Annotated in this window: 13 protein-coding genes; 6 read left to right on the top strand and 7 right to left on the bottom strand. The window is 62.2% G+C overall.

Annotated features, from left to right (window positions below):
* Positions 1-5: 5 nt before the first annotated feature.
* Entirely contained in the window at positions 6-1,019 is a 1,014-nt protein-coding gene (pdhA, locus tag AADA15_RS16270; protein WP_341642615.1) for a pyruvate dehydrogenase (acetyl-transferring) E1 component subunit alpha, read from the bottom strand.
* Positions 1,020-1,279: 260 nt separating this feature from the next.
* Positions 1,280-1,579: an FtsB family cell division protein gene (locus AADA15_RS16265; protein WP_341642614.1), complete on the bottom strand. Its 300-nt coding sequence runs from the start codon at positions 1,577-1,579 to the stop codon at positions 1,280-1,282.
* A gap of 242 nt (positions 1,580-1,821) precedes the next feature.
* Between AADA15_RS16265 and AADA15_RS16260 the strand changes: the two genes are divergently transcribed.
* On the top strand, positions 1,822-3,483 hold the full coding sequence (locus AADA15_RS16260; protein ID WP_341642613.1) for an acyl-CoA dehydrogenase family protein: 1,662 nt from the start codon (positions 1,822-1,824) through the stop codon (positions 3,481-3,483).
* Between the two features lie 57 nt (positions 3,484-3,540).
* Here AADA15_RS16260 and AADA15_RS16255 read toward each other — a convergent pair whose 3' ends face one another.
* A complete protein-coding gene (locus AADA15_RS16255; RefSeq protein WP_341642612.1) occupies positions 3,541-4,734 on the bottom strand; it encodes a phosphoglycerate kinase in 1,194 nt (397 codons plus the stop codon).
* A gap of 139 nt (positions 4,735-4,873) precedes the next feature.
* On the opposite strand from AADA15_RS16255, the gene AADA15_RS16250 reads away from it, so the two are divergent.
* Positions 4,874-5,380: a peptidylprolyl isomerase gene (locus tag AADA15_RS16250; RefSeq protein WP_341642611.1), complete on the top strand. Its 507-nt coding sequence runs from the start codon at positions 4,874-4,876 to the stop codon at positions 5,378-5,380.
* A complete protein-coding gene (locus tag AADA15_RS16245; RefSeq protein ID WP_341642610.1) occupies positions 5,373-5,921 on the top strand; it encodes a peptidylprolyl isomerase in 549 nt (182 codons plus the stop codon). The genes AADA15_RS16250 and AADA15_RS16245 overlap by 8 nt, the downstream gene beginning before the upstream one ends.
* 162 nt (positions 5,922-6,083) lie before the next feature.
* Here AADA15_RS16245 and AADA15_RS16240 read toward each other — a convergent pair whose 3' ends face one another.
* The 4 genes from AADA15_RS16240 to AADA15_RS16225 form a co-directional block, all read right to left on the bottom strand.
* Complete coding sequence (locus AADA15_RS16240; protein WP_341642609.1) at positions 6,084-6,596, bottom strand: bactofilin family protein; 513 nt, start codon at positions 6,594-6,596, stop codon at positions 6,084-6,086.
* On the bottom strand, positions 6,586-7,917 hold the full coding sequence (locus AADA15_RS16235; RefSeq protein WP_341642608.1) for a DUF5930 domain-containing protein: 1,332 nt from the start codon (positions 7,915-7,917) through the stop codon (positions 6,586-6,588). The genes AADA15_RS16240 and AADA15_RS16235 overlap by 11 nt, the downstream gene beginning before the upstream one ends.
* Before the next feature lie 187 nt (positions 7,918-8,104).
* Positions 8,105-8,947, bottom strand: a complete 843-nt coding sequence (locus AADA15_RS16230; RefSeq protein ID WP_341642607.1) for a ferritin-like domain-containing protein — start codon at positions 8,945-8,947, stop codon at positions 8,105-8,107.
* Positions 8,948-9,223: 276 nt separating this feature from the next.
* Complete coding sequence (locus AADA15_RS16225) at positions 9,224-9,700, bottom strand: peroxiredoxin (RefSeq protein WP_341642606.1); 477 nt, start codon at positions 9,698-9,700, stop codon at positions 9,224-9,226.
* Between the two features lie 47 nt (positions 9,701-9,747).
* On the opposite strand from AADA15_RS16225, the gene AADA15_RS16220 reads away from it, so the two are divergent.
* The 3 genes from AADA15_RS16220 to AADA15_RS16210 all read left to right on the top strand — a co-directional run bounded on the left by AADA15_RS16220 (position 9,748) and on the right by AADA15_RS16210 (position 15,866).
* The gene (locus AADA15_RS16220) at positions 9,748-13,257 is read left to right on the top strand and encodes a YhdP family protein (RefSeq protein ID WP_341642605.1); all 3,510 of its coding nucleotides are present in this window, start codon (positions 9,748-9,750) and stop codon (positions 13,255-13,257) included.
* Between the two features lie 58 nt (positions 13,258-13,315).
* Positions 13,316-14,386: a tRNA preQ1(34) S-adenosylmethionine ribosyltransferase-isomerase QueA gene (gene queA / locus AADA15_RS16215; RefSeq protein WP_341642604.1), complete on the top strand. Its 1,071-nt coding sequence runs from the start codon at positions 13,316-13,318 to the stop codon at positions 14,384-14,386.
* Between the two features lie 205 nt (positions 14,387-14,591).
* Positions 14,592-15,866 carry an MFS transporter gene (locus tag AADA15_RS16210; protein WP_341642603.1) on the top strand — a complete coding sequence of 425 codons (1,275 nt, stop codon included), beginning with the start codon at positions 14,592-14,594 and terminating at the stop codon, positions 15,864-15,866.
* The last annotated feature ends 117 nt before the right edge of the window (positions 15,867-15,983 follow it).

Raw genomic sequence — 15,983 nt, 5'->3', positions numbered from 1 at the left:
TCCCCTCAGGCGCTTTTCTGTTCTGTTGCTTCGGCGTAGACATCGGTCCACAGCTCATCGAGATGTGGCTCGGGGCTCTCTTTCGAGAATTCGGCCGATTTGTTCACGATGTCCTTGATTTCCTTGTCGATTGCCTTGAGATCATCTTCGGTGGCGTGTTTGCCGGTCAGCAGCATCTCGCGGACCTGTTCGATCGGGTCGCGCTCGCTGCGCATCTTTTGCACTTCTTCCCGGGTGCGGTATTTCGCAGGGTCCGACATTGAGTGGCCACGGTAGCGGTAGGTCTTGACCTCAAGGATATACGGCCCCTTGCCAGACCGGCAGTGGGCGACGGCGCGCTCACCTGCGTCCTTGACCGTCAGCACGTTCATGCCGTCCACCGCTTCACCGGGGATGCCAAAGGCCTCGCCGCGGGTGAATAGCTCGGGCGTGGAGGTAGACCGCGCCTGGGCGGTGCCCATGGCATACTGGTTGTTCTCGATCACAAAGATCACCGGCAGCTGCCAGAGCGCGGCCATGTTGAAGGTCTCGTAGATCTGCCCCTGGTTTGCGGCGCCATCACCGAAATAGGCAAAGGTCACGCGGCCATTGCCCTTGTATTTGTCCGCAAAGGCGAGGCCCGCGCCCAGAGGCACCTGCGCGCCAACGATGCCATGGCCGCCGTAGAAATGCTTCTCTTTCGAGAACATGTGCATCGAGCCGCCCTTGCCCTTGGAGTAGCCCCCTTCGCGGCCGGTGAGTTCGGCCATCACGCCGTCCGGGTCCATCCCGCAGGCCAGCATGTGACCGTGGTCGCGGTAAGAGGTAATGCGCTTGTCGCCTTCCTCGGCGGCGGCTTCCAGGCCGACGACGACCGCCTCCTGGCCGATGTAGAGGTGACAGAAGCCCCCGATCAGACCCATGCCATAAAGCTGGCCGGCCTTTTCCTCGAATCGGCGGATCAGAAGCATCTCCCGATAATGACTTGTCAGCTCTTCGGCAGAAACGTTTGGTTTCTTGGTGGTTTTCCTCGTGGCCATAGTGGCGGACTCCCCCTAAATGCCAGATAGTTTAGCGTTAAACTAATTCATATTCCATTTTCCGGCCTGTGGCGAGCGATTTTCTGGTCGCGCTTCGTTGCGATGCAGAAAATCCCCATAAAACCGGATGAATGCCCAATTCGAGGCGGTTCGAGGCAGGCTTGCATGAGGGCGCGCGCGCCACAAGCCCAAAGGATGTCACGCTTTGGCGAGGGGCGGTGGGCCTTGGGTGAGGTTTTGGTGTAGTCTTTCAGGGGAGGCTAGTGGATGACGATCTCATCCGCGCGCAAAAGGCCAAGGACCGAGCGCGCCTGCTGATCCAGCAGATCAAGATCAAGAAACTCGTCCGACAGGCGGCGAGTCTTGTTTTCCATCTGGCCAATATGCTGCTGCAGCAGAGCGAGATCCCGGCGAAGCTCTTCGGCTTCTGCCTGGATCTCGACCCTTCTGAACAACCCGAAATCGCCCTGCACCGCCGCAAAGGTGAAATACGCACTCAGTGCGAATGCGATGGAAAAGAAGACGAATGCGCCAATGGATGACGTGTTGCTTCGGGTCACGTTGAGATTGCCTGTATGCTACTGCTCAAGATATTGTTTTTGCACCGATTGTTTCGATGTCTTGGATGTTTATGCCACAAGCGAATCGCTCTGTGAATCCCCTAATGGGCTATTCGCGCAAGTTTCTTGCATTCGCCCTCACCTGTGATCTGATCGCAACGCTGTGACACGCCGTGACGCAACGGCGCGGCTGGCCTGTGGCCGCGCGCTTGGTAGGTTGGCGCCCGGATGGAGGAGAGAGCATGCAAAACGAAACGATTGACGCCCCCGCAGAGCGTGAGACCCGCTTCAGCGCGCCCCGGAGCAGTCTGGGCACCCATATGGTCGAGAACCAGCCCTCCCCCCGCAAGGACTGGCCGATTTGGAATGGCGACACGGCCCTGCGCGAGCAGGTGACCCGCTACGGTGGAGACACATTTGCCCTGGCACAGGCAGGTGAGATCTATGGCAGTGCCGAGATCCTGCAGGCGGCAGAGGATGCGCGCCGCGATCCGCCGCGCCTTACTCTCTTTGCGCGCTCGGGCCATCGGCTGGATGAGGTCCAGTTCAATTCGGGCTATCATCGTGTGATGGCGGCGGCCAAGGCGCAGGGCTATGCCCATAGCGCCTGGAGCGGGAAGCCGGGCGGTCATGTCACCCATGCGGCCCATGTCTATATGCTCAACCAGGTTGAGCCGGGCATCTGTTGCCCGATGACCATGACCTATGCCGCCGTGCCTGCGCTACAGGCGGATGCGGGCCTCGCGGACACCTGGGTGCCACGGCTTCTGAGCCCCGAATATGACGGCTCGACCCGCCCTGTGGAGCAGAAGGCTGGCGTGACCCTTGGCATGGCGATGACCGAGAAACAGGGCGGATCGGATGTCCGTGCCAACAGCACCCGTGCGCTGCGCGATGGCGACCATTACCGGCTGACCGGCCACAAGTGGTTCTGTTCGGCGCCAATGTCGGATGGTTTCCTGACGCTGGCCTATGCCGAAGGTGGCCTGACCTGCTTCCTGGTGCCGCGCTGGCTGGAAGGGGAGCGCAACGGCATCCGCCTGCAGCGCCTCAAAGACAAGCTTGGCAACCGGGCCAATGCCAGCTCGGAAATAGAATATGTCGATGCTCTGGCCTACCGGCTGGGCGATGAAGGGGCTGGGGTGCGCACCATCATCGAGATGGTCCACCATACCCGGCTCGATACGGCGCTGGCCCCAGCGGGCCTGATGCGCGCAGCGCTGGCAGAGGCTGCATGGTGGGTGCAGGGGCGTTCGGTGTTTCAGAAGAAGCTGATCGACCAGCCGCTGATGCGCTCGGTTCTGGCGGATCTGGCACTGGACACCGAGGGGGCACTGGCCTCTGGCATGGCGATGGCGGCGGCGTTTGATCGCCAGGATGACGAAAGCCGCGCGCTGGCCCGGATCGGTGTGGCGTTGGCCAAATACCTCAACAACAAGCGCTGTATCCCGGTGATCGGGGAGGCGATGGAGGTGCTGGGCGGCATGGGCTACATCGAGGAAACGCCGATGCCCATGCTTTATCGTGAGGCGCCCCTCAACGGCATCTGGGAAGGGTCCGGCAACGTGATCTGCCTTGATATCCTGCGCAGCCTGGCGCGGGAGCCGCGTGCGGGTGAGGCCCTGAACGCGATGCTGGATCGGGCGCGCGGCGGGGATCGCCGCTATGATGAAGCCCTCGCGGCGCATCAGGCACGCTGGCCTGGCCTCCCTGCGGAAGGAGAGGCGCGCTGGTTTGCCGAAAGCCTGGCGACCTTGATGACAGCTGCCTGCCTGATGGAAACCGCGCCCAATGCGGTGGCGGAAGGCTATGTCACCAGTCGCCTGTCGGGACTACGGGGATCGCTTCCGGGGTCCGTCGTGGGGCTCGATGAGAGGGCGATCCTGGAACGTCTTACCGGGTGACGCAGTGGAGGTCTCCCTGCCCGGAGAAACCGGTCGGGCAGGGTGCAAGCATGCAGGTCAGTTCTGTTCCAGGGCGGCCACGCCGGGCAGGGTTTTCCCTTCCATCCACTCAAGGAAGGCGCCGCCTGCGGTGGAAATGTAGGTGAAATCCCGAGCTGCGCCCGATGCATTGAGGGCTGCAACGGTATCGCCGCCGCCGGCCACCGAAGTCAGCTTGCCAGCACGGGTCAGCGCCGCTGCCTTTAGCGCGGTCGCATTGGTGGCCGCATCAAAGGGTTCCATCTCAAAGGCCCCCAACGGGCCATTCCAGATCAGGGTGCGGCTTTGCTCAAAGATCTCGTTGATCTTGGCAATGCTATCGGGGCCGGCATCCAGGATCAGACCGTTTTCGGGGCACTGGTCCGCAGGCAGCACCTGATGCGGCGCATGGGAGGCAAAGGTTTCCGCGACGACCACATCTGAGGGCAGGATGATCTTGCAGCCTGCGCCCTCGGCCTTGGCAATAATCTCGGCGGCGGTGTCTTTCATGATCCGCTCCGCCAGGGATTTGCCGACGTTCAGCCCCTTGGCTACGAGGAAGGTATTGGCCATACCGCCGCCGATCACCAGGTAGTCGACCTTGGTGATGAGGTTGCTGAGAAGCTCCAGCTTGGTCGAAACCTTGGCGCCGCCCACAACCGCCGTCACCGGACGGCTCGGCGCGCCAAGGGCGCTTTCTAGGGCCGAGAGTTCCGCCTGCATCAGACGGCCTGCGCAGGCGGGCAGCAGGCGGGCAATGCCCTCGGTCGAGCTGTGCGCGCGGTGGGCGGCGGAAAAGGCATCGTTGCAGTAAACATCGCCGAGGCGTGCCATCCCGGCAGCCAGCTCTGGGTCGTTCTTGGTTTCAGCTGCGTGGAAGCGGGTGTTTTCCAGCAGGAGCACTTCACCCGGTTGCAGCGCGGCCGCTGCGGCCTCGGCGCCGGGGCCGACGCAATCGGCGGCAAACAGCACACGGGTTTCAAAGGCACGCTCCAGGGTCGGGATCAGCTGGTTGAGCGACAGGTTCTCGCGGCGTTCTCCGCCGGGGCGGCCAAAATGGGCCAGCAGGATTGGTTTGCCCCCTGCGGCCAGGATGTCACGCACGGTCGGCGCGATGCGGCGGATGCGCGTGGAGTCGGTCACCACCCCATCCACGATCGGCACGTTGATATCCACGCGCACAAGGACGCGCTTGCCGCTGAGATCCATGTCATCAAGGGTATTCCAGCCCATGCTCAGGCTCCTTCCGGTCTTTGGCAAATGTCTTTTCTCGCTGTTTCGGAGCTTTTGCGCCCGCAGTCAATGCTCACGCTTGGCAATCCGGGCCTCTGGCCTTAGGTATCGGGCAAAGGATTGACGACAGGAGAGCCAGATGGCCGAGATCAAAGACCCGGAAAACACCATCATCATCGAGCTGAAAGACGGCAAGGTGGTGATCGAACTGCTGCCCGACGTGGCCCCCAAGCACAGCGAACGGATGAAGGAACTGGCCCGTGCCGGTGAATACGACAACGTCGCCTTTCACCGTGTGATCGACGGTTTCATGGCGCAGACCGGCGATGTGCAGCACGGCGATATGGAAGACGGTTTCAACCTGCGCATGGCGGGCACTGGCGGCTCCAGCCTGCCGAACGTTCCGGCCGAGTTTTCCAAACTGCCCCATGACCGCGGCACGCTGGGCGCGGCGCGCTCGGCCAACCCGGATTCGGCCAACTCGCAGTTCTTCATCAACTTCAAGGACAACCACTTCCTGAACGGTCAGTACACCGTCTATGGCCGCGTCATCGAAGGGATGGAGCATGTCGACGCCATCACCCGCGGCGAGCCACCCGCGAACCCCGACCGCATGATCAGCGTCAAGGTGGCCGCCGATGCTTAAACTAGCCGCAGCCCTGACCCTGGTTGCCGGGTCCGCCTTTGCCTCTGGCCTTGAAATCCAGATCGAGGGCGAGGGCGCCAATGGCACCGTCAAGATCGACCTTTTCGAGGATGTCGCCCCGAAACATGTGGAGCAGATCACTGCACTGGCTGGCGAAGGTCAGTATGATGGCGTGGTCTTTCACCGCGTGATCGAAGGTTTCATGGCGCAGACCGGCGATGTGCAATACGGCGAATTGGGCGGTGACATGAGCATGGCTGGCATGGGCGGGTCTGATCGCCCGGATCTTCCGGCCGAGTTTTCGGACGTGCCTTATGATCGTGGTGTCGTTGGCATGGCGCGCTCGCAGAACCCCAACAGCGCCAATTCGCAGTTCTTTATCATGTTTGCGCCCGGGTATTTTCTGAACGGCCAGTACACCGTGGTCGGAGAGGTCACCGAAGGTATGGATGTGGTGGATGCCATCAAGCGCGGCGCCGGGCCGAACGGTTCGGTGATCGGCCAGCCGGATGTGATGACCAAGGTCACCGTGACCGAGTGATCCGGCGCCCCGCGACCGGTATGCACAGTCTCAATACCGCCCGTGTGGTTCCCGCGCGGGCGGTTTTCTTTGGTGAAGAGAAATAGGTGGAAAACAAAAAACGCCGCGTGGTCGCGGCGTTTTCAGTTGTTTCTGATCCTCGAGGCTGGTGCCTCGGCCGGATTAGCCTTCGGCCTTTGCGGCTGCCGGAGCCGATGCAGCAGCCGGTGCGGCCTTCTTGGCGCCGGGGTTTAGAGGGTCGTCCTGACGCTGTACGGAGCCTTCGAAATGGGCGCCGCTCTCGATGGCGATGGTCTTGTGGATGATGTCGCCTTCAACCCGCGCGGTGGAGGTGAGGCGGACCTTGAGGCCTCGTACGCGGCCCACGATACGGCCGTTGATCACGACGTCATCGGCAGTGACTTCACCCTTGATCGTGGCGCTTTCGCCGATGGTCAGAAGGTGGGCGCGGATGTCGCCTTCGACGGTGCCTTCGACCTGGATGTCGCCGGTGGTTTTCAGGTTGCCGGTGATGTGCAGATCAGAGCTGAGCAGCGACGCGGGCGGTTTTGCCTTAGGCGGGGAGGCCTTGAAGTCGCTTGACGGTGCGGCGGGCGGTGCGCTTGGCGTCGCGGACGCAGGGGTTGCATCGGCCTGCTTGGGCCCGGGCTCGTTGATTTTGCTTTTAGAAAACATTTCTTGCAGCCTTGATGTAGATCATAGGGTTTACTGGTTTTCCGTTCACCCGCACCTCATAATGAAGGTGGGTCCCGGTAGACCGTCCGGTGTTACCCATATCAGCAATGTGATCCCCGCGCGAGACCCTTTGACCGACCTTCACGCGGAGTTTGGAGTTATGGGCATATTTCGTCTCGATTCCAAAGGCATGGCGGATCGTGACCAGCTTGCCATAGCCCGATTGCCAGCCTGCATGGGTGACAACACCGTCGGCGGTGGCATAGATGTCGGTGCCGGTACGGCCGGCAAAATCGGACCCTTTGTGGAGGCGACGCCCCCCCGTTTTGGGATCGCGGCGATAGCCAAAGCCTGACGTCTGGCGTACCAGCCCCAAGTTCACGGGCGTGGCAAAGGGCGCCTGTTGCGCTGCCATCCGGTAGAGATTGAGCTGGTCCAGCTCATTGAGAATCCTGTTGGCGCGCAACTCTTCGGCGGTGGGTTCTTCACCGCGCGTTGACAGGGCCAAAGGGGTCAGCGGACCGCCCTGGCCGTTATAGCCGCGCCGGACCTGCTCCAGAATGCGGTCGGGGGGCATGCCTGCACTGCGGAACATCTTGTCCAGGGGGGTGACGGATACGGTCACCGCCTCTTCAAGCTGGCGGAAGATCTGGTCGTTGCGCTCATCCATCAGCTTGAGTTCCATCTCAAGCGAATCTCGTTGTTCAAGCGCCGATTGCGCGTCGGCGCGCACCTGGTCACGCTCCGCAGCGGTTTCGGCAAGCGCGCTGGACAGAAACTCCATCTGCACCGGAGCAACGGACGCCAGCGATTGTGTGCCGCTGTCCTGAGCGGCCTCCTTGCGCAGCTCGGCCAGTTCGGTGCGCGCCGCATCGCGTTGGCTCATCGTCTCGCGCAGGGTGGCCTGAATGACTTCGATACCGGTTTCAAGTTCACGGCGGCGCGTTTCAGAGGCCAGCAGTTCGGATTGCATGTCAGAGATCTGCGCCAAAGCTGCGTTGAAACGGTTCTGCGCGGCCAAAGCCTCTTCTGCGCGGGCATCGCGTTCCAGGGAGAGCGCGTTGAGCCGTTCACGGTATGTGATCTGATCCCGTTTGGCCTGCTCCCGGAAATTACCCGCGCCGATGCTGTCCATCAGCACCACCGCGGTTGCAATCGCCGACCACCCCACAAACAGGGTCACGCCGATGAATGCAACAAGCTGGGTTTCCGAGCGCAGGCGGATGAACCTGGTGTCGTCATCCGATTTGAGGAAAACGCGCCGTTCGGGAAAGTGGCGTTCCAGAAAGGCGTGCATTCTAATAGTCAGACGTCTGCGCACGTGCTGATCCTTGTTCCATCCCATCAAGTCTGGCGCCTGTTGTTCCACCAGTGGACCGGGTGCGGAGCGCCATAGCCCATTTGAATAGCCAGAGGCTACCGTTTGGGCAAGTGCGTTGACCCATTGGAAACGAATTGCGGCCGGTCAGCCGGGTGATTGGCGAAAACTTGCCTGCACCGGGCGCGGCTCAACCCTCCGGGGCCTGCGCGCCGGTTTCGGTCAGGGGCCAGTAAAAGTCCGGCGGCAGTCCGGCCTCGGCGCGTTTTTCTTCGTTGAAGGGGGGCTTCAAGGCCCCATGGAAGTATTTGCGCACCAAGTCATGGAACACGTCCTTTGGATCGAGGTTCTCGCGCCCGCACAGGAAGTGAAACCATTTTGAACCGTAAGCCACGTGACCGACTTCCTCGGCATAGATCGTCTCGAGCGCCTCAAAGGCCTCGGTCAGCTTTGCCTTGCGAAATATCCCGATCATGCCGGGCGTCACATCCAGACCGCGGGCTTCAAGAACCATGGGAACCACGGCGAGGCGCCCCATGAGGTCTTCTGCGGTATCTTCCGCGGCACGCCACATGCCCGCATGAGCAGGCAGGGCGCCGTAATGGCTGCCGAGGCTTTCAAGGCAGTCGCACATCAAGTTGAAATGCTTGGACTCTTCATCTGCCGCTTTTACCCAGTCGTCAAAGAATCCCATGGGCATCGGGACATGCGAGAACCGCGCAATGATGTCCCAGTGAAGATCCACGGCATTGAGTTCGATATGAGCGACCGCATGTAGAAGTGCGATGCGTCCCGCTTCGGATCCGGGCTTGCGTTTGGGCACATCGCGTGGGTCGAGCAGTTCCGGGCGCTCAGGGCGGGCCGGTTGCAAAGGCGGGTTTGCGGTGCCGATCGGGATTGCCGGAGTTTCGCCGCGCCTAGAGGTGAACCAGCGTGCGGCGTGGCGCCGGGAAAGCGCCGTCTTTTCACGCCCATCGGCCGTGACGAGCACCTCGGTGGCCATTTCTGCAAGTGAGTGCGGGGTGTCGGTCATTGCGTGTCGGCCTCTGTCGTCCTTGATTTGCCTGTATTTGCCCTGCTGACGTAATGTTAGCAACCGGGAGATGCGCCTGAACCGGAAGGCAGGCTCCCGCCCGTCGTCGATCATTGAAAGAATGATCTCTTCCCGTTGGGCCCGGCGCCGCGCCAAGCGCGGCGCCGGGCCCAAGGCCGCCAGGGGCAGGCCCGAAAAGGGGCTGTTCCGCGGGCGCGGGAGGTCCCCCCCCGCATATCGTGAACAGTCCCGTCCGCACCTGTTTGCTCCCTTGGATCAGAGTGCCTTTACCGCCTCCAGCACCTCTTCGACATGGCCATCGACCTTTACCTTGCGCCAGATCCGGGCAATGCGCCCCTCGGCGTCGATCAGGAAGGTGGAGCGTTCGATGCCCCAGTGTTTCTTGCCGTACATGTTCTTTTCCTTCCACACGCCATAGTCCTCGCAGGTGGTGCCATCGGCGTCGGACAAGAGCGGGGTGGTCAGCTCATGTTTGGCGACGAATTTGTCGTGTTTGGCGACGGTGTCCTTGGAAATGCCAAAGACCTTGGCACCGGCATCGGCAAAAGCCTGCAAAGAGCCTGAAAATCCAATGGATTCCTTGGTGCAGCCCGGCGTATCATCACGCGGGTAGAAAAACAGCACGACGGCCTCTCCCTTGAGGTCGGCCAGCGAGACCTCGCCGCCGCCATCGCGGGGCAGGGTGAACAGTGGCGCGAGATCGGATGGGGCAAGATCGGATGGTTCGGACATGTATAGTCTCCGCTTGGTTTTGCAGTGTCGGGTGCCATAGATAGACTATGGCGGACAAAGGGAAAGAACAGATCGACGCGGAGGCGGACCACGTGCGACCCGATCCTGCCGACAGGCCGGATGCCAGTGCCAGCGTATCGGCAACTTCAGTGCCGGGGCCGAACAGGGCCGCCGAGACTGCTGTGGGCGGGTTCAAGGTCGCGCGCCTGCGGGGGCGGAAATGGCTCAGGTACTTTGTGTATCTGCTTTTGGCAGTGTCCCTGCTGGTCGGTGGTGCGCTCTATTTCGGGATCGGCATGCGGCTTTCGGTGCCGGACTGGGTACGGCAGCGCGTTGAGACCCGGCTGGAGCAGAACCTTGGCGGTCTGGAGATCGAGTTCGGACAGGTCCACATGGTGGTCAACCGCGGGTGGCGACCCACAATCGGTTTGCGGGATGTGATATTGCGGCAAGCAGATGGCGCTGCGGTTGCACGCCTCGCCGATGCCGAGATCTCGCTCGCCATGCGTCCCTTGTTGCGCGGGCGTTTTCAACCAAAGAAAGTCTGGCTCAGCGGCCTTTTCGCAGCCCTTCGCAGGGATGCTGATGGTAACTTTGCGATCAGCTTTTCGGACACGGGCACCCCGCTGCGATCGGCGTCCGATTTGCCGAAACTGATCGAGACCTGGGACAGTCAACTGGAGCGCCCTGGGCTTCTGGCGCTGAGCGAAGTCACGACTGAGGCTGTCACCCTGCGGTACGAGGATGGTCGGATCAATCGCGTCTGGACCCTGGACGGTGGCTCGGTCCGCCTCCTCAGAGATGGCAGGCGCCTGTCGCTGTCCAGCGGTTTTTCCGTGCTGAGCGGACGTCAGTATGTTGGCAGCATGGAGGCCAACTACAGATCCGACATCGGGGATGCATCCGCCGAATTCGGGTTTCTGTTCAACGATATTGCAAGCGAGGACATCTCAGCGCAGGCGCCCGTCCTTGGATGGCTGCAGGCGCTTCGGGCACCGATCTCCGGCTCGCTGCGTGGCGGCATCGGGAGTACGGGCGAATTGCTGAGCTTGGCGGCAAGCCTGCAGATCGGACAGGGTGTCATCCAGCCGTCGCCGGAAACCCTGCCGGTGCCGATCAAGAGCGCCCATAGCTATTTTACCTATTTCCCGGCGGAACAGGCGCTGCAGTTTGACGAGCTCAAGATTCAAAGCGGCTGGGTGTCCGGCATGATGGAAGGGCGCGCCGAGCTGAGCGGAATCCAGAACGGCAGGCTGACCGAACTGGTCGGGCAACTCAGGGTGTCGGACCTCGAGATCAACCCGGGCTACCTTTATGACGCACCGCTCAAGTTTGCGGGCCTGCGGGCCGATTTCCGCCTGCATACCGAGCCGTTCCGCCTGGAGGTGGGTGAAATGCTGGTGCGCGACGGCGAGACCCGCGTGCTATTGGATGGGAGTGCTGCGGCAGGCCCCGAGGGTTGGACCTATGCGCTGAACGGCAAAGTGGACGAGATTTCGGTTCAGCGCGTCAAGGAACTCTGGCCGGCGGCCGCGCCGCCAAAGCCCCGGGAGTGGGTCCGGGAGAACCTGTTCACGGGAACCTTCAAGGATGGCGAGGTCGCCTTGCGCGGTGAGGGCCGAGGGCGGCCGTTCCTGCATCTGGACACGAGCTTTTCCGATGTGAACGTCCGGTTTCAAAAGAACCTGCCTCCGCTGCAGGGCGCATCCGGTCACTTCAATCTGCATGGTACGCGTCTCGTCGCGATTGCTAGTTCAGGACATGTGACAGCGGATGAGGGAGGTCGTATCGATGTTGCCGGCACCTCGTTCATCATTCCTGACACTTCGGTCAAGGGGGGCGCTCCCGGGATCGCACGGGTTGAGGCGTCAGGGCCCATCACAGCGGCTCTGTCCCTGCTGGATCGTCCCCCCCTTGAGGTGATGTCAAAAGCCGGGTTGCCGGTGGACCTGGCACAGGCGGCGGTGCGTCTCGCCGGAACGTTGTCCGTACCGTTGCGCACTGGCGTCGCGCCAGAGGAAATTCTGTATCACTATTCCGGAGAGGTCACGGATGTGACCAGCCGCGTTCTTGTGCCGGGTCAGGAGGTCCGTTCAGAGCGCCTGACCATCCGCGGAGATCAGGGCCATGTGGAGCTTTCCGGAGAGGGGACCTTGTCGGGTGTGCCGTTGACTGCAACCTGGCGCCAGGAGATCGGAGCCGGAGTGGATCCGACGAGTTTTGTGACCGGCGACGTCGCCCTGTCCGAAGATGTGGTCACGACCTTCAATATCGGTCTGCCGCCGGGAACCGTGTTTGGTGCCGGGACAGGGCGCTACAGTCTGCGGCTGACGCCCGGGGTTCCGCCCGAACTCAGCCTGACCTCTGTGCTTGCTGGCATTGGTCTGCGTATTCCCAGCCTCGACTGGCGCAAGCCCCCTGAGGCGGAAGGGGTGCTCGATATGATCGTGACCCTGCGCGCTCAGCCCTCTGTGGACCGGTTGCGCATCGATGCGGCGGGGCTGCGGGCCGAGGGGACCGTGACAACGCAAGAGGACGGCGGTTTGGACCGCGCTGTTTTCAGTTCGGTATCCCTGGGAGGCTGGATGGACGGGCCGGTTTCGCTGATCGGGCGCGGCGCGGCGCCGCCAGAGTTGCGCATGGACGGCGGGCGGATCGACATGCGCGCGGCGCCGTTCACAAGCAGCAGCGGCGGCAGTGGCAGCAGCGGCACGGGTGCTGGCGGCATTGGTCCCGTCACGCTCAACCTCGACCGTCTGCAGGTCACTGACAGCATTGCGCTGACCGGGTTTGCCGGGCGTTTCTCTGTGGCGGGCGGATTTCGCGGTGAATTCAGGGCCAGTCTCAATGGTCAAACGCCCCTGAGCGGGATCCTGTTGCCGGAAGGCGGGGGCACGGCGACGCGGATCAAGTCGGCCGATGCGGGGGGGATCTTTCGGTCTGCCGGAGTGCTGCGGCACGGGCAGGGCGGCAGCTTTGACATGACGCTGGTGCCGGCCGCGCGGGCGGGCGAGTACGATGGCCGCATGACAGTGCGTAACACGCGGATCAAGGACGCGCCCTCCATGGCGGCGCTGGTCAATGCCATCAGCCTGGTCGGATTGGTCAACGAGCTGTCGGGACAGGGTATCCTGTTCGCGGAGGTGGAGGCAAAGTTCAGGCTTGGCGCGACCCATCTGATTGTCCACGAAAGCAGCGCCGTGGGACCGTCGATCGGCCTGTCCATGGATGGAAACTACAATCTGAACACCACGGCGCTGGACATGCGCGGGGTGATTTCTCCGCTCTACATGCTGAATGCGATCGGTAGTGTTCTTACCCGCAAGGGAGAAGGGTTGATCGGTTTTTCCTTCCGCCTGCGCGGCACTGCGGATGATCCGGCTGTGCAGGTCAACCCGTTGTCTGCCTTGGCGCCGGGGATGTTCCGCGAACTGTTCCGGGGGCGCACGCCCCAGGTTCCGGGGCAGACACCGGCAGCCGAGGTGCCTTCCAGCGGGCCGCTGGCCCCGGAAAAGCCGTCGGCGCCACCGGAAAACTCGCAGGCGGGCGAGCGCTAGGCAAAGGATGTGCGCTTTGCCGTGGTCAAGGCGTTGCGAAGCCACTATATGGCGCGGCATGAAACTGAGTGACTTTGATTTCGACCTCCCCGAGGATCTGATCGCGACCCGACCTGCCGTACCGCGCAGTTCGGCCCGTCTTCTGGTGGCAAATGGCACCGAAATTTCGGACGCCCATGTCCATGATCTGACGCAGTGGCTGCACCCTGGTGATCGCCTTGTGTTGAATGACACCAAGGTTATCCCTGCGCGTCTTTCGGGCCTGCGCCACCGCAGCAGCGCCCAGGGGCAGACGGAAGCGCGGATCGAGGTCACGCTGTTGGAGCCGGGGGCCGACGGAACCTGGGCTGCCCTGCTCAAGCCGCTCAAGAAAATCAAACCGGGCGAAGAGATCGTTTTTGCCGAGGGTTTCAGCGCCACGCTGGAGCGCGTGGAAGAGGGGCAGGGTGCCTTGCGGTTCACTCTTGAGGGGGATGACTTCGAGGAGGCGCTTGCCGAAGCGGGGGCGATGCCCTTGCCGCCCTATATCGCCGCCAAACGCGCCGCGGACGAGCAGGACAAGACCGATTACCAGACCGTCTGGGCCAGAAACTCTGGCGCGGTGGCGGCGCCCACGGCGTCGCTGCATTTTGACGAACCGCTCCTGAAGGCGCTGGCGCAGCACGGTGTGACCTTCACCTATGTGACCCTTCATGTTGGCGCGGGCACCTTCCTGCCGGTCAAGGTGGACGATGTGACCACCCACAAGATGCACGCCGAATGGGGCCGGGTGAGCCCCGAGGCGGCTGCCGAGATCGCCGCGACCAAGGCGGCGGGCGGACGGGTGATCCCGGTGGGCACCACCGCCCTGCGCCTGATCGAAAGCGCGGCGCGCAGCGGCGAGATCACCCCGTGGGAGGGAGAGACGGATATTTTCATCTACCCCGGCTTTACCTTCCAGGTGGCAGACGCCCTGATGACCAATTTCCACCTGCCCCGCTCGACCCTGATGATGCTGGTCTCGGCCCTGATGGGGCAGGAATGCATCCGCCAGATCTACGCTCATGCGGTCGAAAACCGCTACCGGTTCTTTTCTTACGGCGATGCGTCGCTTTTGATCCCGCCTGCGGCGGGCGCGGATCAGACGTGAATTCTTTGAGCGCGCTAAGGTCCTCTTAGCAATAATCAGGGCCTATTGGTTGCATTCAAGGCGCTGGAATGAAAACGATCACGCAGTAAGCGACTGTTCCGGTCCGCGGTCTCAGGATCCGCACCGGCCCGGGCGGCGGTTGACATGAAACACTGGCCACCCGGCACCGGGCGGCCGACGACAGGCAACAAAGGTAATTCGAGCGATGTGGCAGGTACTGTCGAGCGCATGGGCGCTGCTTTTGGGCATGGGCATGCTGATGGTCGGAAACGGCCTGCAGGGCACCATTCTGGGCGTGCGCGGCGATCTTGAAGGCTTTTCGACGCTTGAGATGTCCTTTGTGATGTCGGCCTATTTCGTCGGCTTTCTGGGCGGCTCGCGCATGGCGCCCGAGATGATCCGGCGGGTTGGCCACGTGCGGGTCTTTGCGGCACTCGCCTCGCTGATTTCGGCGGTGATGATTCTCTATCCCGCGATCACCAACCCCTTTGCCTGGATGTTGGGCCGGGTGCTGATCGGGTTCTGCTTTTCCGGCGTGTATGTGACCGCCGAGAGCTGGCTGAACAATGCTGCCGACAATGCCAACCGCGGCAAGGCGCTGTCGCTCTATATGCTGGTGCAGATGCTTGGGATCGTGACGGCCCAGGCCTTGATGCTGGTGGGCAACCCGTCGGGCTATGAGACCTTCGTGATCGCCTCTGTCGTCATCTCGGTCTCCTTTGCGCCCATTCTTTTGTCGATCTCGCCCACGCCAGCCTTTGACACCACCAAACCGATGAGCCTGTCCAAGCTGATGGAGGCCTCCCCTCTGGGCTGTGTCGGTATGTTCCTTCTGGGCGGCGTATTCTCAGCACAATTCGGCATGAGCGCGGTCTATGGCGCCTCTGCCGGGCTGACCCTGCCGCAGATTTCCCTGTTCGTGGCCACATTCTATGTCGGCGCATTGGTGCTGCAATACCCGCTTGGCTGGGTGTCAGACCGGATGGACCGCCGTGTAGTCATCCTGTTTGCCGCTGCCTGCAGCGGCGCGGCGGCGGTTCTGGGCATGGCGCTTGGCGGGAATTTTGTCTTTCTGCTGGTGGCGGCCTTCCTGATCGGGGGCATGACCAACCCGCTGTATTCGCTGCTCATCGCGCATACCAACGACTACCTCGACTATGATGACATGGCGGCAGCTTCGGGCGGGCTGGTGTTCATCAACGGCCTTGGCGCCATCACCGGCCCGCTGATCACCGGTTGGTTGATGGGGGACGGCATTTTGGGCCCGCCGGGCTTTTTCCTGATCATGGCGGTGCTGACCTTAGCGCTGGCTGCCTATGCGCTCTACCGGATGACTCAGCGTGCATCGGTTGCTGTTGACGAATCGGGCACCATTGCCCCGATGGCGCCGACCGGCTCTCCGGTTGCGGTGGAATTTGCCCAGGAATATGCCATTGAAACCGAACTGGAAGAGCAGGAAACCGCGCAAGAGGTGCGCTGATGGCGCTAACGTGCCGAAAACGTGAGCAATATTTCACCGAATGCCGCTCTTGTTGCAATTCGTGACGCTCCCGTGGCTTGAAATGCGTTGGCCAAATCTTTGAAGGTGGAGGGGCGT

Origin of the sequence: Phycobacter sedimenti (assembly GCF_038148855.1) — a bacterium.
Lineage (GTDB): Bacteria > Pseudomonadota > Alphaproteobacteria > Rhodobacterales > Rhodobacteraceae > Phycobacter > Phycobacter sedimenti.
This window is presented reverse-complemented; position numbering and strand designations above follow the sequence as displayed.

Bases quoted from the DNA above. Each gene is read 5' to 3' on its own strand.
- pdhA (WP_341642615.1), bottom strand. From the start codon at position 1,019: ATGGCCACGAGGAAAACCACCAAGAAACCAAACGTTTCTGCCGAAGAG.
- AADA15_RS16260 (WP_341642613.1), top strand. From the start codon at position 1,822: ATGCAAAACGAAACGATTGACGCCCCCGCAGAGCGTGAGACCCGCTTC.
- AADA15_RS16255 (WP_341642612.1), bottom strand. From the start codon at position 4,734: ATGGGCTGGAATACCCTTGATGACATGGATCTCAGCGGCAAGCGCGTC.
- AADA15_RS16250 (WP_341642611.1), top strand. From the start codon at position 4,874: ATGGCCGAGATCAAAGACCCGGAAAACACCATCATCATCGAGCTGAAA.
- AADA15_RS16245 (WP_341642610.1), top strand. From the start codon at position 5,373: ATGCTTAAACTAGCCGCAGCCCTGACCCTGGTTGCCGGGTCCGCCTTT.
- AADA15_RS16240 (WP_341642609.1), bottom strand. From the start codon at position 6,596: ATGTTTTCTAAAAGCAAAATCAACGAGCCCGGGCCCAAGCAGGCCGAT.
- AADA15_RS16230 (WP_341642607.1), bottom strand. From the start codon at position 8,947: ATGACCGACACCCCGCACTCACTTGCAGAAATGGCCACCGAGGTGCTC.
- AADA15_RS16225 (WP_341642606.1), bottom strand. From the start codon at position 9,700: ATGTCCGAACCATCCGATCTTGCCCCATCCGATCTCGCGCCACTGTTC.
- AADA15_RS16220 (WP_341642605.1), top strand. From the start codon at position 9,748: ATGGCGGACAAAGGGAAAGAACAGATCGACGCGGAGGCGGACCACGTG.
- queA (WP_341642604.1), top strand. From the start codon at position 13,316: ATGAAACTGAGTGACTTTGATTTCGACCTCCCCGAGGATCTGATCGCG.
- AADA15_RS16210 (WP_341642603.1), top strand. From the start codon at position 14,592: ATGTGGCAGGTACTGTCGAGCGCATGGGCGCTGCTTTTGGGCATGGGC.